Source organism: Streptomyces sp. NPDC052687, from assembly GCF_040678395.1.
Taxonomy (GTDB): Bacteria; Actinomycetota; Actinomycetes; order Streptomycetales; family Streptomycetaceae; genus Streptomyces.
Genome location: NZ_JBFATR010000001.1, coordinates 189,627 through 208,614, shown reverse-complemented (window position 1 = coordinate 208,614; position 18,988 = coordinate 189,627). Strand labels below are relative to the sequence as shown.

The window sequence follows — 18,988 nt, the reverse complement described above, 5'->3', positions numbered from 1 at the left end:
GGCCACCTTACCGGCGAGACTGCCACCCTAGGAACGACCAACCGGGGATACCCCATTTGTGGGGTATCCCCGGTGGGGATCGCTCAAGTCATCGAGACGCCTGAAGGACTCAGACGAGCTCGGTGACGGTACCGCCGGCGGCGGTGATCTTCTCCTTGGCGGAGCCGGAGACGGCGTCGACCGTCACCTGCAGCGCCACGGAGATCTCGCCCTGGCCGAGCACCTTGACGAGGCTGTTCTTGCGAACGGCACCCTTGGCGACCAGGTCCTCGACGGTGACCTCGCCACCCTGCGGGTACAGCGCGGCCAGCTTGTCGAGGTTCACGACCTGGTACTCGGTCTTGAACGGGTTCTTGAAGCCCTTCAGCTTCGGGAGACGCATGTGGAGCGGCATCTGGCCACCCTCGAAGCTCTCCGGAACCTGGTAGCGGGCCTTGGTGCCCTTGGTACCACGACCGGCCGTCTTACCCTTCGACGCCTCACCACGACCGACACGGGTCTTCGCGGTCTTGGCGCCGGGGGCCGGACGGAGGTTGTGGATCTTCAGCGGGTTCTGCTCCGCCATGATCAGTCGACCTCCTCGACCGTCACGAGGTGGCGGACGGTGTGCACCATGCCGCGGAACTCGGGGCGGTCCTCCTTGACGACCACGGTGTTGATCCCCTTGAGACCAAGCGACCGCAGAGTGTCACGGTGGTTCTGCTTGCTGCCGATGTAGGACTTGACCTGCGTGATCTTGAGCTGCGCCATGATTACGCACCCACCCCGGCACGCGCACGCAGCAGAGCCGCGGGGGCGACGTCCTCGAGCGGCAGACCACGGCGGGCCGCGATCTCCTCGGGACGCTGCAGGCCCTTCAGGGCCTCCACGGTCGCGTGCACGATGTTGATGGCGTTGTCGGAGCCGAGCGACTTCGACAGCACGTCGTGGATACCGGCGCACTCCAGGACGGCACGCACGGGACCACCGGCGATCACACCGGTACCCGGCGAAGCCGGCTTGAGGAGCACGACACCGGCGGCCTTCTCACCCTGGATGGGGTGAGGGATGGTGCCCTGGATCCGGGGGACCTTGAAGAAGTGCTTCTTGGCCTCCTCAACACCCTTGGCGATGGCGGCCGGCACCTCCTTGGCCTTGCCGTAACCGACACCCACGGTGCCGTCACCGTCGCCCACCACGACCAGCGCGGTGAAGCTGAAGCGACGACCACCCTTCACAACCTTGGCGACGCGGTTGATCGCGACGACGCGCTCGACGTACGCGGTCTTCTCGGCGGCAGCAGCGCCGCCGTCACGGCCCTTCCGGTCCCGCCGCTCGCCGCCACCGGCACCGCTTCCGCGGCGCTGGGGTCCAGCCATTGGATTACCTCTCTCTTTCCGCTAGCTACAAGCGGCTCAGAACTTGAGCCCGGCTTCGCGGGCGGCGTCCGCCAGGGCGGCGATGCGCCCGGCGTACTGGTTGCCACCACGGTCGAACACGACAGCCTCGACACCGGCGGCCTTGGCGCGCTCGGCGACCAGCGCGCCGACCTGCTTCGCCTGGGCGGACTTGTCGCCCTCGGCACCGCGGATCGACGCGTCCAGCGAGGACGCCGACGCCAGGGTGTGGCCCTTGAGGTCGTCGATCACCTGCGCCACGATGTGGCGGTTGGAGCGGGTCACGACCAGACGGGGGCGCTCGGCCGTACCGTTGATCCGCTTGCGGATCCGCAGGTGACGGCGCTTGATCGCGGCGCGCTTGTAGGCGTCGCCCTTGAGGATCTTCTGCCCGTATGCCATGGCTTACTTACCCGCCTTTCCGACCTTGCGGCGGATGACTTCGCCCTCGTACTTGACGCCCTTGGCCTTGTACGGGTCGGGCTTGCGCAGCTTGCGGATGTTGGCCGCAACCTCGCCGACCTTCTGCTTGTCGATGCCCTCGACCGAGAAACGGGTCGGGGTCTCCACCTTGAAGGTGATGCCCTCGGGGGCCTCGACAGTGATCGGGTGGCTGTAACCGAGCGCGAACTCGAGGTTCGAGCCCTTGGCGGTCACGCGGTAACCGACACCGCTGATCTCGAGCTTCTTGACGTATCCCTGGGTCACACCGGTGATCATGTTCGCCACCAGCGTGCGGGACAGGCCGTGCAGGGCCTTGCTCTGCCGCTCGTCGTTCGGGCGCGTCACCTGGAGGGTGCCGTCCTCGCCCTTAGCGATGTCGATCGGCGCGACGATGGTGTGGGTCAGTTCGCCCTTGGGGCCCTTGACCTTGACCGTACGGCCGTCGATGGTGACGTCCACGCCGGCGGGAACCGGGATGGGGAGCTTGCCGATACGCGACATAGCTGTTTCCTCCGTTCCCTTCCGTTACCAGACGTAGGCGAGGACTTCCCCACCCACGCCCTTCTTCTGCGCCTGCTTGTCGGTCAGCAGACCGTGCGACGTGGAGATGATCGCCACGCCCAGGCCGCCCAGGACCTTCGGCAGGTTGGTGGACTTCGCGTACACCCGGAGACCGGGCTTGGAGATCCGCTTGATGCCCGCGATGGAGCGCTCACGGTTGGGCCCGAACTTCAGCTCCAGGACGAGGTTCTTGCCGACCTCGGCGTCCTCGACCTTCCAGCCCGTGATGAAGCCCTCCTGCTGGAGGATCTCCGCGATGTGAGACTTGATCTTGGAGTGCGGCATCGACACCGAGTCGTGGTACGCCGAGTTCGCGTTCCGCAGACGCGTCAGCATGTCTGCGATCGGATCAGTCATGGTCATGAATTGGCCTGTGGCCTTTCTCGCCGGGGTTTCCTATATGCGCCATCCCTCTCCCCATACATGGACGGGACGGGTGCGGCACGGGGACCTACGGCGTAGTAAGCAATCGTTAGCGGACTCTGTCCGCGGGCGTTCAGGGCGGCAGGGGCCCAACCCTCCTAGCCTAAGCCATGAGGGGAGGCGCCCCCGCCGTCCCGGTTGCTTACCGAGAGGTCCAGGAATCCCGAATTACCGGGATTACCAGGAGCTCTTGGTCACGCCCGGCAGCTCGCCACGGTGAGCCATCTCACGAAGGCACACGCGGCAGAGGCCGAACTTGCGGTAAACGGAGTGCGGACGACCGCAGCGCTGGCAGCGGGTGTACGCGCGCACGCCGAACTTGGGCTTGCGAGCAGCCTTCGCGATGAGAGCCTTCTTCGCCATCTCGCTCACGCCTCCTTGAACGGGAAGCCGAGGTGACGGAGAAGGGCACGGCCCTCTTCGTCGTTGGTCGCCGTGGTCACCACGGTGATGTCCATACCCCGGACACGGTCGATCTTGTCCTGGTCGATCTCGTGGAACATGACCTGCTCCGTGAGACCGAAGGTGTAGTTGCCACGGCCGTCGAACTGCTTGGGGGACAGGCCGCGGAAGTCGCGGATGCGCGGCAGCGCGAGCGACAGGGTGCGGTCCAGGAACTCCCACATGCGGTCGCCACGGAGCGTGACGTGGGCACCGATCGGCTGGCCCTCACGCAGCTTGAACTGCGCGATGGACTTGCGGGCCTTGGTGACGGCCGGCTTCTGACCGGTGATGGTGGTCAGGTCGCGGATCGCGCCCTCGATCAGCTTCGAGTCACGGGCGGCGTCGCCGACACCCATGTTGACCACGATCTTGACGAGGCCGGGAACCTGCATGACGTTCTCGTACTTGAACTCGTCACGCAGCTTCTGCTGGATTTCCTCGCGGTACTTCGTCTTCAGACGCGGAGTGGTGGTGGTAGCCATCAGATGTCCTCACCCGTCCGCTTGGCAACGCGGATCTTGTTGCCCTCTTCGTCGAAGCGGTAACCGACACGCGTGACGACCTTCTTGCCGTCCTTCTCCACGACCAGCTGGACGTTGGAGACGTGGATCGGCGCCTCGGTGGTCACGATGCCGCCGGCCTGGGAACCGCGCGCGGTCGGACCGGCCTTGGTGTGCTTCTTGACCCGGTTGACACCCTCGACCAGGACACGGTCCTCGCGGGGGAAGGCCGCGATGACCTTGCCCTGCTTGCCCTTGTCCTTACCGGTGATGACCTGGACCAGGTCGCCCTTCTTGATCTTCATGCTTACAGCACCTCCGGCGCGAGCGAGATGATCTTCATGAACTTCTTCTCGCGCAGCTCACGGCCGACCGGGCCGAAGATGCGGGTGCCGCGAGGGTCGCCGTCGTTCTTCAGAATGACGGCGGCGTTCTCGTCGAAGCGGATGTACGAGCCGTCCGGACGGCGGCGCTCCTTGACGGTGCGAACGATGACCGCCTTGACGACGTCACCCTTCTTCACGTTGCCACCGGGGATCGCGTCCTTGACGGTGGCGACGATGACGTCACCGATGCCCGCGTAGCGGCGACCGGAGCCACCGAGCACACGGATGCAAAGGATCTCCTTCGCACCAGTGTTGTCGGCGACACGCAGTCGCGACTCCTGCTGGATCACGTCTATCTCCTGATCGTCTGCCGGTTCCCCGGGGGCCGCTCGTGCGAGCGGCCCCCGGAGCCTGGCGGAACTGACCTGCGGGGTTTGCCCCGCAGGAATTACTTGGCCTTCTCGAGGATCTCGACGACGCGCCAGCGCTTGGTCGCGGACAGCGGCCGGGTCTCCATCAGGAGGACGCGGTCGCCGACACCCGCGGCGTTCTGCTCGTCGTGCGCCTTGAGCTTGTTGGTACGGCGGATGACCTTGCCGTACAGCGCGTGCTTGACGCGGTCCTCGACGGCGACGACGACGGTCTTGTCCATCTTGTCGCTGACGACGTAACCCTCGCGGGTCTTGCGGAAGCCGCGCGCCTCGGTGTTCTGCTCAGTCACGTTGTTCTCGCTCATGCGTTCTCCACCGTTTCGATGCCCAGCTCGCGCTCGCGCATCAGGGTGTAGATCCGCGCGATGTCCTTACGGACGGCCTTCAGCCGACCGTGGTTCTCGAGCTGACCGGTCGCCGCCTGGAAACGGAGGTTGAACAGCTCTTCCTTGGCCTCGCGGAGCTTGTTGAGCAGCTCCTCGTTGCCCAGCTCGCGCAGCTCGGACGCCTTGGTACCGGCCGACATCACGCTTCACCTGCCTCGCGCTTGACGATCTTGCACTTCATCGGCAGCTTGTGAGCCGCACGGGTCAGGGCCTCGCGCGCGATCTTCTCGTTGGGGTACGACAGCTCGAACATGACGCGTCCGGGCTTGACGTTGGCCACCCACCACTCGGGAGAACCCTTACCGGAACCCATGCGGGTCTCGGCCGGCTTCTTCGTCAGCGGGCGGTCCGGGTAGATGTTGATCCAGACCTTGCCGCCACGCTTGATGTGGCGGGTCATGGCGATACGAGCCGCTTCGATCTGGCGGTTCGTGACGTACGCCGGGGTCAGCGCCTGGATGCCGTACTCGCCGAACGCAACCTGCGTGCCACCCTTGGACATGCCGTTGCGCTTGGGGTGGTGCTGCTTGCGGTGCTTGACCCTACGGGGGATCAGCATGTCGGTCAGGCCTCCGTTCCGGTGCTCTCAGCCGGAGCGGCGGGCGCCTCGGCCTTGGGGGCCTCGGCAGCGGCAGCCTGCTGCGGCTTGCGACCACGCCCGCCACGCTCGCCACCGCGGCCACCACGGGCCGGGCGGTCGTTGCCACCACGGGCCGGGCGGTTGCCGGCGCGGGCAGCGGCGTTCTCGGCGCGGACCTCGGCGATGTTCTTGACGTCGCCCTTGTAGATCCAGACCTTCACACCGATGCGGCCGAAGGTCGTCTTGGCCTCGAAGAAGCCGTAGTCCACGTTCGCGCGGAGCGTGTGCAGGGGCACGCGGCCCTCGCGGTAGAACTCCGAGCGGGACATCTCGGCGCCGCCGAGGCGGCCACCGCACTGGATCTTGATGCCCTTGGCGCCGGCCTTCATGGCGGACTGCATGCTCTTGCGCATGGCCCGGCGGAAGGAGACGCGGGAGGACAGCTGCTCGGCGACGGCCTGGGCCACCAGCTGAGCGTCCGTCTCCGGGTTCTTGACCTCGAGGATGTTCAGCTGGACCTGCTTGCCGGTCAGCTTCTCCAGGTCACCGCGGATGCGGTCGGCCTCGGCGCCGCGGCGGCCGATGACGATGCCGGGACGCGCGGTGTGGATGTCGACGCGGACGCGGTCACGGGTGCGCTCGATCTCCACCTTCGAGATGCCGGCGCGCTCCATGCCGGACGTCATCATCCGACGGATGGCGACGTCTTCCTTGACGTAGTCCTTGTACAGCTTGTCGGCGTACCACCGGGACTTGAAGTCCGTGGTGACACCGAGCCGGAACCCGTGCGGGTTTACCTTCTGGCCCATTACCGGGTTCCTTCCTTGCTGGCGACGACCACGGTGATGTGGCTGGTCCGCTTGCGGATCCGGTAGGCACGGCCCTGGGCACGCGGACGGAACCGCTTCAGGGTCGGGCCCTCGTCGACGTAGGCCTCGGAGATGTAGAGGCTGTCGACGTCGGTGTGGTCGTAGTTGTGCGCGGCGTTGGCGATGGCGCTGTCGAGCACCTTGCCGACCGGCACGGAGGCAGCCTGCGGAGCGAATCGCAGGACCGCCTGAGCCTCCGTGGCGTCCATGCCACGGATAAGGTCCACCACGCGGCGGGCCTTCATGGGCGTGACGCGGATGTACCGCGCCTGGGCCCTGGCTTCCATGGTTGTCCCTTCAGTTTCTTACGTGTCTGAATGCGATCCGCTACTAGCGGCGCTTCGACTTCCGGTCTTCCTTGACGTGGCCCCGGAAGGTGCGGGTCGGCGAGAACTCGCCGAGCTTGTGGCCGACCATCGACTCGGTGACGAACACCGGGATGTGGGTCTTGCCGTTGTGCACCGCGATCGTGTGGCCGAGCATGGCCGGGACGATCATCGAGCGACGGGACCAGGTCTTGATGACGTTCTTGGTGCCGGCTTCGTTCTGGGCGTCCACCTTCTTCATCAGGTGGTCGTCGACGAAGGGCCCCTTCTTCAAGCTACGAGGCATCTCAACCCGTCCTTAGCGCTTCTTGTTCGTCTTGCGGCGGCGGACGATGTACTTGTTCGACGCCTTCTTGGGCGAACGAGTACGGCCTTCCTTCTTGCCCCACGGGGAGACCGGGTGGCGGCCACCGGAGGTCCGGCCCTCACCACCACCGTGCGGGTGGTCGACCGGGTTCATGACCACACCACGGACGGTCGGGCGAACGCCCAGCCAGCGCTTGCGGCCGGCCTTACCCCAGTTGATGTTCGACTGCTCGGCGTTGCCGACCTCGCCAACGGTGGCGCGGCAGCGGACGTCGACCAGACGGATTTCGCCGGACGGCATGCGCAGGTGGGCGTAGGCGCCCTCCTTCGCGAGCAGCTGCACGGAGGCACCGGCGGAACGGGCGAACTTGGCACCGCCACCGGGACGGAGCTCGATCGCGTGGATCGTGGTACCGACCGGGATGTTGCGGAGGGCCAGGTTGTTGCCCGGCTTGATGTCGGCCCCGGGACCGTTCTCGATGCGGTCGCCCTGCTGCAGGCCGCGCGGCGCGAGGATGTAGCGCTTCTCGCCGTCGGCGTAGTGCAGCAGCGCGATACGCGCCGTGCGGTTGGGGTCGTACTCGATGTGCGCGACCTTCGCCGGCACGCCGTCCTTGTCGTGACGACGGAAGTCGATCACACGGTAGGCGCGCTTGTGGCCACCACCCTGGTGGCGGACGGTCACACGACCGGCGTTGTTACGGCCGCCCTTGCTGTGCAGAGGGCGGACCAGCGACTTCTCCGGCGTGGACCGCGTGACCTCGACGAAGTCGGCGACGCTGGCGCCACGACGGCCAGGAGTCGTCGGCTTGTACTTGCGGATACCCATTTCTCAGTCCTCGTCCGATATCGGACGATCCGGACCTCCGTCAGGAGGTCGGACCGCCGAAGATGTCGATACGGTCGCCCTCGGCGAGGGTCACGATCGCGCGCTTGGTGGCGGCACGCTGGCCGAAGCCGGTGCGGGTCCGCTTGCGCTTGCCCTGGCGGTTGATCGTGTTGACCCCGGTGACCTTGACCGAGAAGACCGACTGCACGGCCTCCTTGATCTGGGTCTTGTTGGCCCGCGGGTCGACGATGAACGTGTACTTGTTCTCGTCGAGGAGCGCGTAGCTCTTCTCGGACACGACCGGCTTGATCAGGACGTCACGGGGATCCGTGTACGCCTTGCTCGCCGGGGTGACGACGGTGTTCTTGCCCTCGGCGGCGTGGCGACGCGCCTTGGCGACGCGCGCGGCCTTGGCGGCCTTGGCGGCCTTGGAGGCAATGGCGGGGTGACGGATAGCCATCAGGCCTCGCTCCCTTCGGTGTCATTGGCCTTCGGGCCGGACACGAAGGACTCGAAGGCGGCCTTGGTGAAGACCACGTCGTCCGAGACGAGAACGTCGTACGTGTTCAGCTGGCCCGGCTCCAGGATGTGGACCTGGGGCAGGTTGCGGGCGGACAGCCACGCGGCCTCGTCGGAGCGGTCGACGACCAGGAGCAGGTTCTTGCGCTCGCTGATCTTGCCGAACAGGCTCTTGGCGGCCTTCGTGGAGGGGGTCTCGCCCTCGACCACGCCGGTGACGACGTGGATGCGGTTGTGACGCGCCCGGTCGGTGAGGGCGTGACGCAGAGCGGCAGCCTTCATCTTCTTCGGGGTGCGCTGCGAGTAGTCGCGCGGCACGGGACCGTGCACGACGCCACCACCGGCGAACTGCGGCGCGCGGGTCGAGCCCTGACGGGCGCGGCCGGTGCCCTTCTGGCGGTACGGCTTCTTGCCACCGCCGCGGACCTCGCCACGGGTCTTGGTCTTGTGCGTGCCCTGACGGGCGGCGGCCAGCTGCGCGACGACGACCTGGTGGATCAGCGGGATGCTGACCTTCTCAACGCCGAAGATCTCCGCGGGGAGCTCGACGGAACCGGCCTTGTCGCCCGCCGGCGAAAGGATGTCAACAGTGCTCATCGGTTACCTCAGGCCCCCTTGGCCGCGGTGCGGACCAGGACGAGGCCGCCGTTCGGACCGGGAACCGCGCCCTTGATGAGCAGCAGACCCTTCTCCGCGTCAACGGCGTGGACGGTCAGGTTCTGGGTGGTGACCCGCTCGTTGCCCATGCGACCCGCCATGCGGAGGCCCTTGAACACACGGCCCGGGGTGGCACAGCCACCGATGGAACCGGGGGAGCGGTGCTTGCGCTGGGTGCCGTGACCGGCGCCGAGGCCACCGAAGTTGTGACGCTTCATGACACCGGCGAAGCCCTTGCCCTTGCTCTTGCCGGTGACGTCGACCTTCGTGCCGGCCTCGAACACCTCGGCGGTGATCTCCTGGCCCAGCGTGTACTCGGAGGCGTCCGACGTGCGGATCTCGACGAGGTGACGACGCGGGGTGACGTCGGCCTTGGCGAAGTGGCCCTTGAGGGGCTTGTTCACCTTGCGCGGGTCGATCTCGCCGAAGGCGATCTGGACGGACTCGTAGCCGTCGACGTCGTTCGTACGGACCTGGGTGACGACGTTGGGCCCGGCCTTGACGACGGTGACGGGAACAACACGGTTGTTCTCGTCCCACACCTGCGTCATACCGAGCTTCTCGCCCAGGATGCCCTTGATCTGCTTAGCCATTCTCAGCCCACCAGCCTCAGAGCTTGATCTCGATGTCGACACCGGCCGGGAGGTCGAGTCGCATCAGAGAGTCAACGGTCTTGGGGGTCGGGTCGAGGATGTCGATCAGGCGCTTGTGCGTGCGCATCTCGAAGTGCTCGCGCGAGTCCTTGTACTTGTGCGGCGACTTGATGACGCAGTACACGTTCTTCTCAGTGGGCAGCGGCACCGGGCCCGCGACCGACGCACCGGTACGGGTCACCGTCTCGACGATCTTCTTCGCCGAGGAGTCGATGACCTCGTGGTCGTAGGCCTTGAGCCGGATGCGGATCTTCTGTCCCGCCATGGCTACTTCGTAGTCCTGTCTCTCTACAGCTCTGGAACCCGGATTCTTCTTCCGTTTCTCCGACCCACGCGGTCGGGCGTGTCGCGCTCCCGCTGACACAGATGCCCCTTGTTCGAACATCCCTGCGGGGAATGCACACGGCCCTCACGGAACCGCAGGCCGGAGGCGAGAAGCCCACCGGGCGCCTGGCCGGTGCCGCACCGACGCTTCCCGGAAGATTCCCGTACGTCCGCCCCAGTGCTGCCGTGTGGCAGTTAGGACGACGAGTACTGTGGGACTCGCTTCCGGTCCTCCCGGCGGGAGGCGCGCAGCATCAACACTCGACCGAGCAACTCGGACAGTCTGCCACACGGGGTAGGGCCGACGCCAATCGAGCCGGAGAGAATACCCCGAACGTGACGCAGGTCAAACACCTGCCACGGTTGACCGCCATGGACATGCCTGGCCGGTGCGGTGCACGACCCCGGCGCCGGGTAGGGCGAGGCCGTCCGGTCCCGGCGCCCCCTTCGGGTGACCGTAGGCCCGGCGCGTGGCGGAGCGGGTGCGGTCGCCGGGGTGTCGGTCAGGGCGCGGATCAGGGCGTGATCCGGGGCGAGCCGACAGGCGGGATCCGGGCGGGTGGCGTCGCCGGTGAGGGCGTAGGCCTGGCAGCGGCAGCCGGCGAAGTCGCGCTCGCGGTGGGCACTCGGGGTGCGCCGCCCGGGTTCAGGTGCGCGTCACCGTCCCGCAGTCCTCGCCGTCGAGCACCTCGCCCAGCGGTGTCTCACGGTCGTACGGGTCCGTGTCCGGGCCGGTGGGCGGGGAGGCGGTGGGGGCGGTGGACGGGAAGGACGGGTGCAGGAAGCCGCCCTCGTTCTCGCAGGAGACGTTGAAGAACGCGGCGTCATAGCGCTCGACTTGGAGCTTTCCGGGGGTGGCCGTCCAGCGGGCGGGGTCGGAGAGGAGCAGGACCAGCTCGCGGCGGACGATGGCGCGGGAGACGCGGTCGGCGCCGCGCTCGGCCTTCGTCACGGGATAGACGAAGGTGTAGTCGGCGCGTACGCGGACCTGGCCGGGCTTGCCTGCCTCGTAGGTCATCGTGCCGCGCACCTTGACCACGTCCCCGACCGGGCGCACCTCGTCCGGGTCGAAGCGCGTGAACAGGGCGACCGGGTCGTGCTCGCGGTCCGGGGAGCGCAGGGAGCGGCGCGCGTCGGGGAGCATGTCCGGCTGCCGGGGGTCGAGCAGGGACAGGGCCTTCTCCGGGTGCCCGCCGCGCCGTACCTCCGGGTCGAGGTTGGCCGCGACCAGGAACTCCTTGGTGCGGCGCAACGCCAGCTCCACGTCCTTCTCGCTCATGTCGCCGACCGCCTCGGCCGCCGGGAGGTCGATCGCGTCCGCGCCCTCGGCCCAGGAGCGGGCGGGCGAGCCGCGGAACGGGGCGTCGAGGGTGGGGCCGTCGGCGGAGTCGGCGGGGGACGCGGAGGCGGAGGCCGACTGCGGGGTGTCGTCCCCGCCCGGCAGGTGGTCCAGGACCAGCGACGGCCGGATCGCGACCACCGCGAGGCCCACGGTCAGCAGCACGCCGAGCGCCGCTCCCCACCCGCGCCTGCGGCGGGCGCGGCCCCGTGCCTCCTCCCCCGTGGGGCCCGTACGCCAGCCCGGCGGGTCCGCGTCGCCCTGCTCCCGCAACCGGCGGGCCACCATGCGCGCCCGTGCGGACGGCTCCTTGGGCGCCTCGCCGGCTCCTCCGCCCTCCGCGGCCGCGCGGAGGAAGGCCTCCAGCTCCTCGTCCGATATCGAGGGCTGTTCGCCGGGCTGTTCGGAGGACGGACGAGTACTCACGGCTTCACTCTCTGGCTCAGGAAGGGAAGGGCGGGACGACGCAAAGGAGTGGAAAGAAAAAGGGGGAACCACCGGACGGCAAGGACGTGATCATTCCTAAGCCGTTCGCTGACGGCCGCACAAGCGGTTCCGCGCAACTGAGGCGTTCTACTCACTCCACCCGGGTATCTCCGCCCTCCCCCGGCCCCCGCCCGGCCGCTTGGATCGACTCCATGGCCGCACCGACGTCCCGCCGCCACCCGGCGCTGCCCCGCGCCGTCCTCCCCGCGCTCCTCGGCATCACCGTCGTCCTGCTCATCGCCTTCGGCGCGTCCGCGTGCCAGTCCTTCGCGGGCGGCCCCGTGCTGTCCGCCGCGGAGTACCGGGAGCGGGTGGCCGCGACCGAGGCGGCGGGCGAGGAGGCGCTGCGCGACCTGAGCCCGGCGCCCGCCGCCGGGGACGGGGTCCTGGACGAAGTCAGCGGCTCCTGCGTGGACGACTTCGGCTTCGACGACACCGGGGTCACCCGCGACGAGCCCTCGTACGAGTGGTCCCTGGACTTCACCGACCGGTCCGCGTATCTCCGGGCCGTGGAGAACCTCCACCGGACCTGGACCGAGCGCGGCCTGGACGTCGAACATGTCGACCCCGACAAGGACTCCGGCCTGCCGGGCATCACCACGACCACCGACGGCATCCGCCTGACCCTCGCCCCCGACTGGTACTCGGACCGTCCCGTCCTGCGCGCGAACGGCGGCTGCCTCCGCCACGAGTACGACTTCCATCGATGACGTCCGGTGACCCTGGGGCGGAGGCAACCGCTGGTCGCTGGTGACCTGCTCGCGGACGCCCGGCTCGTCCTCGCCCTGCTCCGCCTCGAGCCGCAGCCCGGGGCGGCCCCGGTCCCTGAACCCGGCCGACACGGCAAAGGGGCCCGTACGACCGAAGTCGTACGGGCCCCTTCGAGCCACTCAGATCACGTGACCCTCAAGCAAGCGGAACTTACTTCAGGATCTTGGTGACCTGGCCGGCGCCCACGGTCCGGCCACCCTCACGGATGGCGAACTTCAGGCCCTCCTCCATGGCGACGGGCTGGATCAGCTCGACGCGCATCTCGGTGTTGTCGCCCGGCATGACCATCTCGGTGCCCTCGGGGAGGTGCACAACGCCGGTCACGTCCGTGGTACGGAAGTAGAACTGCGGGCGGTAGTTGTTGAAGAACGGCGTGTGGCGGCCACCCTCGTCCTTCGACAGGATGTAGGCCTGGGCCTCGAACTCGGTGTGCGGGGTGACCGAACCCGGCTTGATGATGACCTGGCCGCGCTCGACGTCCTCGCGCTTGATGCCACGGAGGAGCAGACCGACGTTCTCACCGGCCTGGCCCTCGTCGAGCAGCTTGCGGAACATCTCGATGCCGGTGACCGTGGTGGTGGTCTTCTCGGTCTTGATGCCGATGATGTCGACGGTCTCGTTGACCTTCAGGACACCACGCTCGATACGGCCGGTGACGACCGTACCGCGACCGGTGATGGTGAAGACGTCCTCGATCGGCATGAGGAACGGCTTGTCGACGTCGCGCTCCGGCTGCGGGATCGACTCGTCGACGGCCTTCATCAGGTTGAGGACGGAGTCCACCCACTCCTTCTCGCCCTCGAGGGCCTTGAGAGCGGAGACCTTGACGACCGGAACGTCGTCGCCGGGGAACTCGTACTCGGAGAGGAGCTCACGGACCTCGAGCTCGACGAGCTCCAGGATCTCCTCGTCGTCCACCATGTCGGCCTTGTTCAGGGCGACCACGATGTACGGAACGCCGACCTGGCGGGCCAGGAGCACGTGCTCCTTGGTCTGCGGCATCGGGCCGTCGGTGGCGGCGACCACGAGGATGGCGCCGTCCATCTGCGCCGCACCCGTGATCATGTTCTTGATGTAGTCCGCGTGACCCGGGCAGTCGACGTGGGCGTAGTGACGCGCCTCGGTCTGGTACTCGACGTGCGCGATGGAGATGGTGATACCGCGCTGACGCTCCTCGGGCGCCTTGTCGATGTTGTCGAACGGGGTGGCCTCGTTCAGGTCCGGGTACGCGTCGTGCAGCACCTTGGTAATGGCGGCCGTGAGGGTCGTCTTACCGTGGTCGATGTGACCGATGGTGCCGATGTTGACGTGCGGCTTAGTCCGCTCGAACTTCGCCTTCGCCACTGGGGTCCTCCTGGGAGTGGTTCTGGTACGCCTTACTTCATCGGCGCCAGGTGATCTTTGCTGGATGTCCCGGATCCCGGGGGCAAACATCCGTGATGCGGCTGTTTGCCCCACGAGGCTCCGGAGTCAAGCCTACGGCGTGGACGCGAGGTCCGTTACTCGCCCTTGGCCTTCGCGATGATCTCCTCGGCGACGTTCCGCGGAACCTCGGCGTAGGAGTCGAACTGCATGGAGTAGCTGGCGCGGCCGGACGTCTTGCTGCGCAGGTCGCCGACGTAACCGAACATCTCCGAGAGGGGCACGAGGCCCTTCACGACGCGGGCACCGGCCCGCTCCTCCATGGCCTGGATCTGGCCACGGCGGGAGTTGATGTCACCGATGACCTCACCCATGTAGTCCTCGGGCGTGGTGACCTCGACGGCCATCATCGGCTCAAGGAGAACGGGGCTGGCCTTGCGCGCGGCCTCCTTGAAGGCCTGCGAACCGGCGATCTTGAACGCGAGCTCGGAGGAGTCCACCTCGTGGTAGGCACCGTCGAGCAGCGTGACGCGCACGCCGGTCATCTCGTAACCGGCGAGGATGCCGAACTGCATGGCCTCCTGGCAGCCGGCGTCGACCGACGGGATGTACTCCTTCGGGATACGACCACCAGTGACCTGGTTGACGAACTCGTAGGAGGCGTCGCCACCCTCGATCGGCTCGACCGAGATGATGACGCGGCCGAACTGGCCGGTACCACCGGTCTGCTTCTTGTGGGTGTACTCGACCTTCTCGACCGACTTGCGGATGGTCTCGCGGTACGCGACCTGCGGCTTGCCGACGTTGGCCTCGACCTTGAACTCACGGCGCATACGGTCGACCAGCACCTCGAGGTGCAGCTCGCCCATACCACCGATGATGGTCTGGCCGGTCTCCTCGTCCGAGTGGACCTGGAAGGACGGGTCCTCCTCGGCCAGGCGCTGGATCGCGACGCCCAGCTTCTCCTGGTCGCCCTTCGACTTGGGCTCGATGGCGACCTGGATGACCGGCGCCGGGAAGTCCATGGACTCCAGGATGACCGGCGACTTGTCGTCGCACAGGGTCTCACCGGTGGTGGTCTGCTTCAGGCCCATGACGGCGACGATGTCGCCGGCGCCCACCGACTCGATCTCCTCACGCTTGTTGGCGTGCATGCGGTAGATCTTGCCGATGCGCTCCTTGCGGCCCTTGACGGAGTTCAGCACGGCGGTGCCGGACTCCAGGCGGCCGGAGTACACGCGGACGAAGGTGAGCTTGCCGAGGTGCGGGTCGCTCATGATCTTGAACGCCAGCGCCGACAGCGGCTCGTCGTCGGACGGCTTGCGCTTGATGACCGTCTCGGGGTCCTTGACGTCGTGGCCCTCGATGGCCTCGATGTCGACCGGCGACGGCAGGTAGCGCACGACCGCGTCGAGCAGGGGCTGGACGCCCTTGTTCTTGAAGGCGGTGCCGCAGAAGACCGGGGTCACCGTGGTGCCCTGGCCCTTGCCGGAAGCGATCGTGATGCGGCGGATGGCCGCGTACAGCTGCTCCTCGGTGGGCTCCTGGCCCTCCAGGTACAGCTCCATGATCTCTTCGTCGTTCTCGGCGACGGCCTCGAGCAGCTTGCCGCGCCACTCCTCGGCGGCCTCGGTGTGCGTGGCCGGGATGTCGACGACGTCGTACATCTCGCCCTTGGTCGCCTCGGCGGACCACACGAGCGCCTTCATGCGGACCAGGTCCACGACACCCTTGAAGTCGGCCTCGGCGCCGATCGGCAGCTGCATCACGATCGGCTGGGCACCCAGCCGGTCGCTGATCATGTCGACACAGCGGTGGAACTCGGCACCGGTGCGGTCGAGCTTGTTGACGAAGCAGATACGCGGAACGCCGTAGCGGTCCGCCTGACGCCACACCGTCTCGGACTGCGGCTCGACGCCGGCGACGCCGTCGAACACCGTCACGGCACCGTCGAGCACGCGCAGGGAGCGCTCCACCTCGACGGTGAAGTCGACGTGACCCGGCGTGTCGATGATGTTGATGGTGTGGTCGACGTCGTCCAGCGACCAGTGGCAGGTGGTGGCAGCAGAGGTGATCGTGATGCCACGCTCCTGCTCCTGCTCCATCCAGTCCATGGTGGCAGCGCCGTCGTGGACCTCACCGATCTTGTAGGACACACCGGTGTAGAACAGGATCCGCTCGGTGGTGGTCGTCTTGCCCGCGTCGATGTGGGCCATGATGCCGATGTTGCGCACCCTGGCCAGGTCAAGCGAAGTGGTAGCCATAAGGCTTCAGTCTTCTCTCGGTCTCGATGTGGGTAGCGACTACCAGCGGTAGTGCGCGAAGGCCTTGTTGGACTCGGCCATCTTGTGCGTGTCCTCGCGCTTCTTCACAGCGGCACCGAGGCCGTTGGACGCGTCGAGGAGCTCGTTGAGCAGACGCTCGGTCATGGTCTTCTCGCGACGGGCGCGGGAGTAACCAACCAGCCAGCGCAGCGCCAGGGTGTTGGCACGGCCGGGCTTGACCTCGACCGGGACCTGGTAGGTGGCGCCACCGACACGGCGGGACTTGACCTCGAGGGTCGGCTTGATGTTCTCGAGAGCGCGCTTCAGCGTGATGACCGGGTCGTTGCCGGTCTTCTCGCGCAGGCCCTCCATGGCGCCGTAGACGATGCGCTCGGCGGTGGAGCGCTTGCCGTTCAGCAGCACCTTGTTGATCAGGGAGGTCACCAGAGGGGAGCCGTAGACCGGGTCGACGATGACCGGACGCTTCGGGGCGGGGCCCTTACGAGGCATTCTTACTTCTCCTTCTTGGCGCCGTAACGGCTGCGGGCCTGCTTGCGGTTCTTGACACCCTGGGTGTCGAGCGAGCCGCGGATGATCTTGTAGCGAACACCCGGCAGGTCCTTCACACGGCCGCCGCGCACGAGCACGATGGAGTGCTCCTGCAGGTTGTGTCCCTCACCCGGAATGTAGGCCGTGACCTCGATCCCGCTGGTCAGACGCACACGCGCGACCTTGCGGAGGGCCGAGTTCGGCTTCTTCGGGGTGGTCGTGAACACACGCGTGCAGACGCCGCGACGCTGAGGGGAACCCTCGAGTGCGGGCGTCTTGTTCTTCTCGACCTTGTCCTGCCGGCCCTTGCGGACCAGCTGCTGGATCGTAGGCACTACTTCTCCGGTTTCTGTGTGCCGATGGGTACAGCTAACCTGGAACGTCGCCGACCCACGCGGTCGGGTGTGTCGAATCCCGCGGACTCCTGCCGACTGACAGAAAGAAGCGCAGATTACGGTGGCCGTTCACAGCTCCCGATGCGGTCGAAGGCACGCAGGAGAGCCAAGGCACACCCCAGGCACAAGGTCTGAGCGTACCTACCGCATTCGCTGTGGTCAAAACAAATGGGAGCCGCCCGCAAGGCCACGCGGGACATGTCAAGACCCCAGTCCGTAAGTGATCTTCAAATCGACGGTGCGTGTCCGCTTCGAACACATTTCTTCCACCCGCGGCGCGGACGTCGGCCGACCGTGATGCGGACGTCAGCTGACCGTGACGCGGACGTCAGCCGACCGTGACGGTCACGGCGGCCACCAGCACCATCACGAGTGCCCAGCCCGCCGTGTACAACCACCCGAGGACCAGCCCGGTGAGCGCGAGCCCGTCACCGCCTTCCCCGGAGTGCCGGATCTCGGAGCGCGCCATGTGCCCCAGCACGACCGCCGGGATCCCGGTGAGCCCGAAGGTCGGCACACACAGCAGCCCGCACAGGGCGGCACCGACGGCCTTCCCGTTCGTCCGCGCCCGCGCCACCGGCGCGAACGTCGCCGGCACCGCCGGCGCCGGCCGCTCCACCGGCCCCTGCGGCAGATCGGCGACGAGCACCGCCAGCTCCCCCACCGTACGCGCCGCGTAGGCCCGCGCGACCCGCTTGTCGAACTCCTCGTGCTCCATGCGCCCCTCGGCGTACCCCGCTCTGAGCACGTCCACGGCCCGCTCCCGCTCGGCGTGCGACGCGAGCATGGACGGGGCCCGGTGACCGGCCCACGACTGCGGAACGCGCTGCCCCTCCCAGGGCTGCCACGGCGGATACGGCGACTGCGACACGGGCACCTCCCGGACGACCGGAGTCCCTCCATCATGCGCCGCGACGGCGGGGAGGGCATCAGTGACGACCCTGGGGCGACCCTGAGATTCGCGGCGCTCACCCTACGGGTCCCGGCCCGCCCCATGGCCGGTTTCCGCGCTTTTCCGGGGCGGCACCCGGCCCGTTCAGTAGCTTGATCCGTCGCTGCGACGATCGGGGGCTGAGCGTGATGAGGACGGCCGCGTACCCACTGGACGACGGAGGCGACGGCGGCCTCGACGACCGGGTGCCCTTCCTGGCCCGGCTGGAGAGCGAGGACCGCACCGCCCTGCTCTCCCTCGGCCGCGAGCTGGTGTTCGCCCCGCGGGTGATCCTGCTGCACCAGCGCGAGCCCTCCTCGCACGTCCTCTTCCTCGTCGAGGGCTGGACGAAGGTCACCGCCTCCGCCGCCAACGGCTACGAGGCGCTGCTCGCGCTGCGCGGCCCCGGCGACATCGTCGGCGAGTCGGCCGCGCTCACCGGCCGGCCCCGGTCGGCGACGGTGACCGCGCTGGAGGCGGTCCGGGCGGTGGCGCTGGAGCACGAGCGGTTCAAGGACTTCCTCAACCGCTCCCCCACCGTCTCGTTCGCCCTGCTCGGCCTGACCTCGGACCGCACCCGGGCGGCCGACCGGCGCCGGCTGGAGTTCGCCTCGATGAACGTCCGGGAACGTCTCGCCGTCCTCCTGCTGGACCTGGCCCGCACCCACGGCCGGCGCGGCCCCGACGGCATCGAGGTGTGCGTACCGCTGAGCAAGCAGGAGCTGGCGGGCTCGATCGGCGCGTCCCGCGAGATGGTGCAGCGGCTGCTGAAGGAGCTGCGCGAGAAGGACGTCGTCGCCACCGGGCGGCGCACCCTGCTCATCCTCCGCCCCGGCGTCCTGCGCCGTATCGCGGCCACGGGCGTCCCCACGCCGGGGATCCCCGCGCCGCCGGGTCCGTACGAGGAGTGACCGGCCGGCCGCGCCGCGCCGCGGGC

At 67.8% G+C, this 18,988-nt stretch carries 29 protein-coding genes and 1 pseudogene; 2 read left to right on the top strand and 28 right to left on the bottom strand.

Annotated features, from left to right (window positions below; genetic code table 11):
* Positions 1–109: 109 nt before the first annotated feature.
* The 23 genes and pseudogenes from rplO to AB0K92_RS00985 all read right to left on the bottom strand — a co-directional run bounded on the left by rplO (position 110) and on the right by AB0K92_RS00985 (position 11,719).
* Positions 110–565, bottom strand: coding sequence for a 50S ribosomal protein L15 (gene rplO / locus AB0K92_RS01095; protein ID WP_166001535.1), 456 nt, complete (start codon positions 563–565; stop codon positions 110–112).
* Positions 566–567: 2 nt separating this feature from the next.
* Entirely contained in the window at positions 568–750 is a 183-nt protein-coding gene (gene rpmD, locus AB0K92_RS01090) for a 50S ribosomal protein L30 (protein ID WP_003998814.1), read from the bottom strand.
* Positions 751–752: 2 nt separating this feature from the next.
* Positions 753–1,358, bottom strand: coding sequence for a 30S ribosomal protein S5 (rpsE, locus tag AB0K92_RS01085; protein WP_014674381.1), 606 nt, complete (start codon positions 1,356–1,358; stop codon positions 753–755).
* 36 nt (positions 1,359–1,394) lie between these two features.
* Positions 1,395–1,778, bottom strand: a complete 384-nt coding sequence (gene rplR, locus AB0K92_RS01080; protein ID WP_166001533.1) for a 50S ribosomal protein L18 — start codon at positions 1,776–1,778, stop codon at positions 1,395–1,397.
* A 3-nt stretch (positions 1,779–1,781) separates the two neighbouring features.
* On the bottom strand, positions 1,782–2,321 hold the full coding sequence (gene rplF / locus AB0K92_RS01075; RefSeq protein WP_166001531.1) for a 50S ribosomal protein L6: 540 nt from the start codon (positions 2,319–2,321) through the stop codon (positions 1,782–1,784).
* A 24-nt stretch (positions 2,322–2,345) separates the two neighbouring features.
* Positions 2,346–2,744 (bottom strand): 30S ribosomal protein S8, encoded by a 399-nt coding sequence (rpsH, locus tag AB0K92_RS01070; RefSeq protein WP_043503329.1) that lies wholly within the window; start codon positions 2,742–2,744, stop codon positions 2,346–2,348.
* Positions 2,745–2,981: 237 nt separating this feature from the next.
* Positions 2,982–3,167 (bottom strand): type Z 30S ribosomal protein S14, encoded by a 186-nt coding sequence (locus AB0K92_RS01065; protein ID WP_003956452.1) that lies wholly within the window; start codon positions 3,165–3,167, stop codon positions 2,982–2,984.
* 5 nt (positions 3,168–3,172) lie between these two features.
* The gene (rplE, locus tag AB0K92_RS01060; protein ID WP_365759375.1) at positions 3,173–3,730 is read right to left on the bottom strand and encodes a 50S ribosomal protein L5; all 558 of its coding nucleotides are present in this window, start codon (positions 3,728–3,730) and stop codon (positions 3,173–3,175) included.
* Complete coding sequence (gene rplX, locus AB0K92_RS01055) at positions 3,730–4,053, bottom strand: 50S ribosomal protein L24 (RefSeq protein ID WP_009327082.1); 324 nt, start codon at positions 4,051–4,053, stop codon at positions 3,730–3,732. The genes rplE and rplX overlap by 1 nt, the downstream gene beginning before the upstream one ends.
* Before the next feature lie 2 nt (positions 4,054–4,055).
* Positions 4,056–4,424, bottom strand: a complete 369-nt coding sequence (gene rplN, locus AB0K92_RS01050) for a 50S ribosomal protein L14 (protein ID WP_003998823.1) — start codon at positions 4,422–4,424, stop codon at positions 4,056–4,058.
* 98 nt (positions 4,425–4,522) lie between these two features.
* A complete protein-coding gene (rpsQ, locus tag AB0K92_RS01045) occupies positions 4,523–4,810 on the bottom strand; it encodes a 30S ribosomal protein S17 (RefSeq protein ID WP_028420769.1) in 288 nt (95 codons plus the stop codon).
* Entirely contained in the window at positions 4,807–5,031 is a 225-nt protein-coding gene (gene rpmC, locus AB0K92_RS01040) for a 50S ribosomal protein L29 (protein ID WP_059079052.1), read from the bottom strand. Before rpmC ends, rpsQ begins: the two co-directional genes overlap by 4 nt.
* Positions 5,031–5,450 carry a 50S ribosomal protein L16 gene (gene rplP, locus AB0K92_RS01035; RefSeq protein ID WP_004984526.1) on the bottom strand — a complete coding sequence of 140 codons (420 nt, stop codon included), beginning with the start codon at positions 5,448–5,450 and terminating at the stop codon, positions 5,031–5,033. Before rplP ends, rpmC begins: the two co-directional genes overlap by 1 nt.
* Positions 5,451–5,455: 5 nt before the next feature.
* Complete coding sequence (gene rpsC / locus AB0K92_RS01030) at positions 5,456–6,280, bottom strand: 30S ribosomal protein S3 (protein ID WP_166001527.1); 825 nt, start codon at positions 6,278–6,280, stop codon at positions 5,456–5,458.
* Positions 6,280–6,627, bottom strand: coding sequence for a 50S ribosomal protein L22 (gene rplV, locus AB0K92_RS01025; RefSeq protein WP_166001525.1), 348 nt, complete (start codon positions 6,625–6,627; stop codon positions 6,280–6,282). The genes rpsC and rplV overlap by 1 nt, the downstream gene beginning before the upstream one ends.
* 43 nt (positions 6,628–6,670) lie before the next feature.
* Positions 6,671–6,952, bottom strand: a complete 282-nt coding sequence (gene rpsS, locus AB0K92_RS01020) for a 30S ribosomal protein S19 (RefSeq protein WP_006130777.1) — start codon at positions 6,950–6,952, stop codon at positions 6,671–6,673.
* A 12-nt stretch (positions 6,953–6,964) separates the two neighbouring features.
* A complete protein-coding gene (gene rplB / locus AB0K92_RS01015) occupies positions 6,965–7,801 on the bottom strand; it encodes a 50S ribosomal protein L2 (protein WP_043503324.1) in 837 nt (278 codons plus the stop codon).
* Between the two features lie 40 nt (positions 7,802–7,841).
* Entirely contained in the window at positions 7,842–8,261 is a 420-nt protein-coding gene (gene rplW / locus AB0K92_RS01010) for a 50S ribosomal protein L23 (RefSeq protein WP_166001522.1), read from the bottom strand.
* Complete coding sequence (gene rplD, locus AB0K92_RS01005) at positions 8,261–8,917, bottom strand: 50S ribosomal protein L4 (RefSeq protein WP_166001520.1); 657 nt, start codon at positions 8,915–8,917, stop codon at positions 8,261–8,263. Before rplD ends, rplW begins: the two co-directional genes overlap by 1 nt.
* Before the next feature lie 8 nt (positions 8,918–8,925).
* On the bottom strand, positions 8,926–9,570 hold the full coding sequence (gene rplC / locus AB0K92_RS01000; protein WP_166001518.1) for a 50S ribosomal protein L3: 645 nt from the start codon (positions 9,568–9,570) through the stop codon (positions 8,926–8,928).
* A gap of 16 nt (positions 9,571–9,586) precedes the next feature.
* On the bottom strand, positions 9,587–9,895 hold the full coding sequence (rpsJ, locus tag AB0K92_RS00995; RefSeq protein ID WP_003948644.1) for a 30S ribosomal protein S10: 309 nt from the start codon (positions 9,893–9,895) through the stop codon (positions 9,587–9,589).
* A gap of 560 nt (positions 9,896–10,455) precedes the next feature.
* Positions 10,456–10,572 (bottom strand): annotated as a pseudogene (locus AB0K92_RS00990) (pyrroloquinoline quinone biosynthesis protein PqqE); the annotation flags it as partial.
* A gap of 28 nt (positions 10,573–10,600) precedes the next feature.
* On the bottom strand, positions 10,601–11,719 hold the full coding sequence (locus AB0K92_RS00985; protein WP_365918167.1) for a hypothetical protein: 1,119 nt from the start codon (positions 11,717–11,719) through the stop codon (positions 10,601–10,603).
* Positions 11,720–11,931: 212 nt separating this feature from the next.
* Between AB0K92_RS00985 and AB0K92_RS00980 the strand changes: the two genes are divergently transcribed.
* Complete coding sequence (locus AB0K92_RS00980; RefSeq protein WP_365918165.1) at positions 11,932–12,489, top strand: hypothetical protein; 558 nt, start codon at positions 11,932–11,934, stop codon at positions 12,487–12,489.
* 211 nt (positions 12,490–12,700) lie between these two features.
* Here the strand turns inward: AB0K92_RS00980 and tuf are convergent, their stop codons facing one another.
* The 5 genes from tuf to AB0K92_RS00955 form a co-directional block, all read right to left on the bottom strand.
* Positions 12,701–13,894 carry an elongation factor Tu gene (gene tuf, locus AB0K92_RS00975; RefSeq protein ID WP_166001513.1) on the bottom strand — a complete coding sequence of 398 codons (1,194 nt, stop codon included), beginning with the start codon at positions 13,892–13,894 and terminating at the stop codon, positions 12,701–12,703.
* 155 nt (positions 13,895–14,049) lie between these two features.
* A complete protein-coding gene (gene fusA, locus AB0K92_RS00970; RefSeq protein WP_365918162.1) occupies positions 14,050–16,176 on the bottom strand; it encodes an elongation factor G in 2,127 nt (708 codons plus the stop codon).
* 39 nt (positions 16,177–16,215) lie between these two features.
* A complete protein-coding gene (gene rpsG / locus AB0K92_RS00965) occupies positions 16,216–16,686 on the bottom strand; it encodes a 30S ribosomal protein S7 (RefSeq protein ID WP_029386961.1) in 471 nt (156 codons plus the stop codon).
* A gap of 2 nt (positions 16,687–16,688) precedes the next feature.
* A complete protein-coding gene (gene rpsL / locus AB0K92_RS00960; protein WP_003948652.1) occupies positions 16,689–17,060 on the bottom strand; it encodes a 30S ribosomal protein S12 in 372 nt (123 codons plus the stop codon).
* Positions 17,061–17,448: 388 nt separating this feature from the next.
* Positions 17,449–17,991, bottom strand: a complete 543-nt coding sequence (locus tag AB0K92_RS00955; protein ID WP_365918160.1) for a DUF1707 and DUF4190 domain-containing protein — start codon at positions 17,989–17,991, stop codon at positions 17,449–17,451.
* A 209-nt stretch (positions 17,992–18,200) separates the two neighbouring features.
* On the opposite strand from AB0K92_RS00955, the gene AB0K92_RS00950 reads away from it, so the two are divergent.
* Entirely contained in the window at positions 18,201–18,962 is a 762-nt protein-coding gene (locus AB0K92_RS00950; RefSeq protein ID WP_365918158.1) for a Crp/Fnr family transcriptional regulator, read from the top strand.
* The last annotated feature ends 26 nt before the right edge of the window (positions 18,963–18,988 follow it).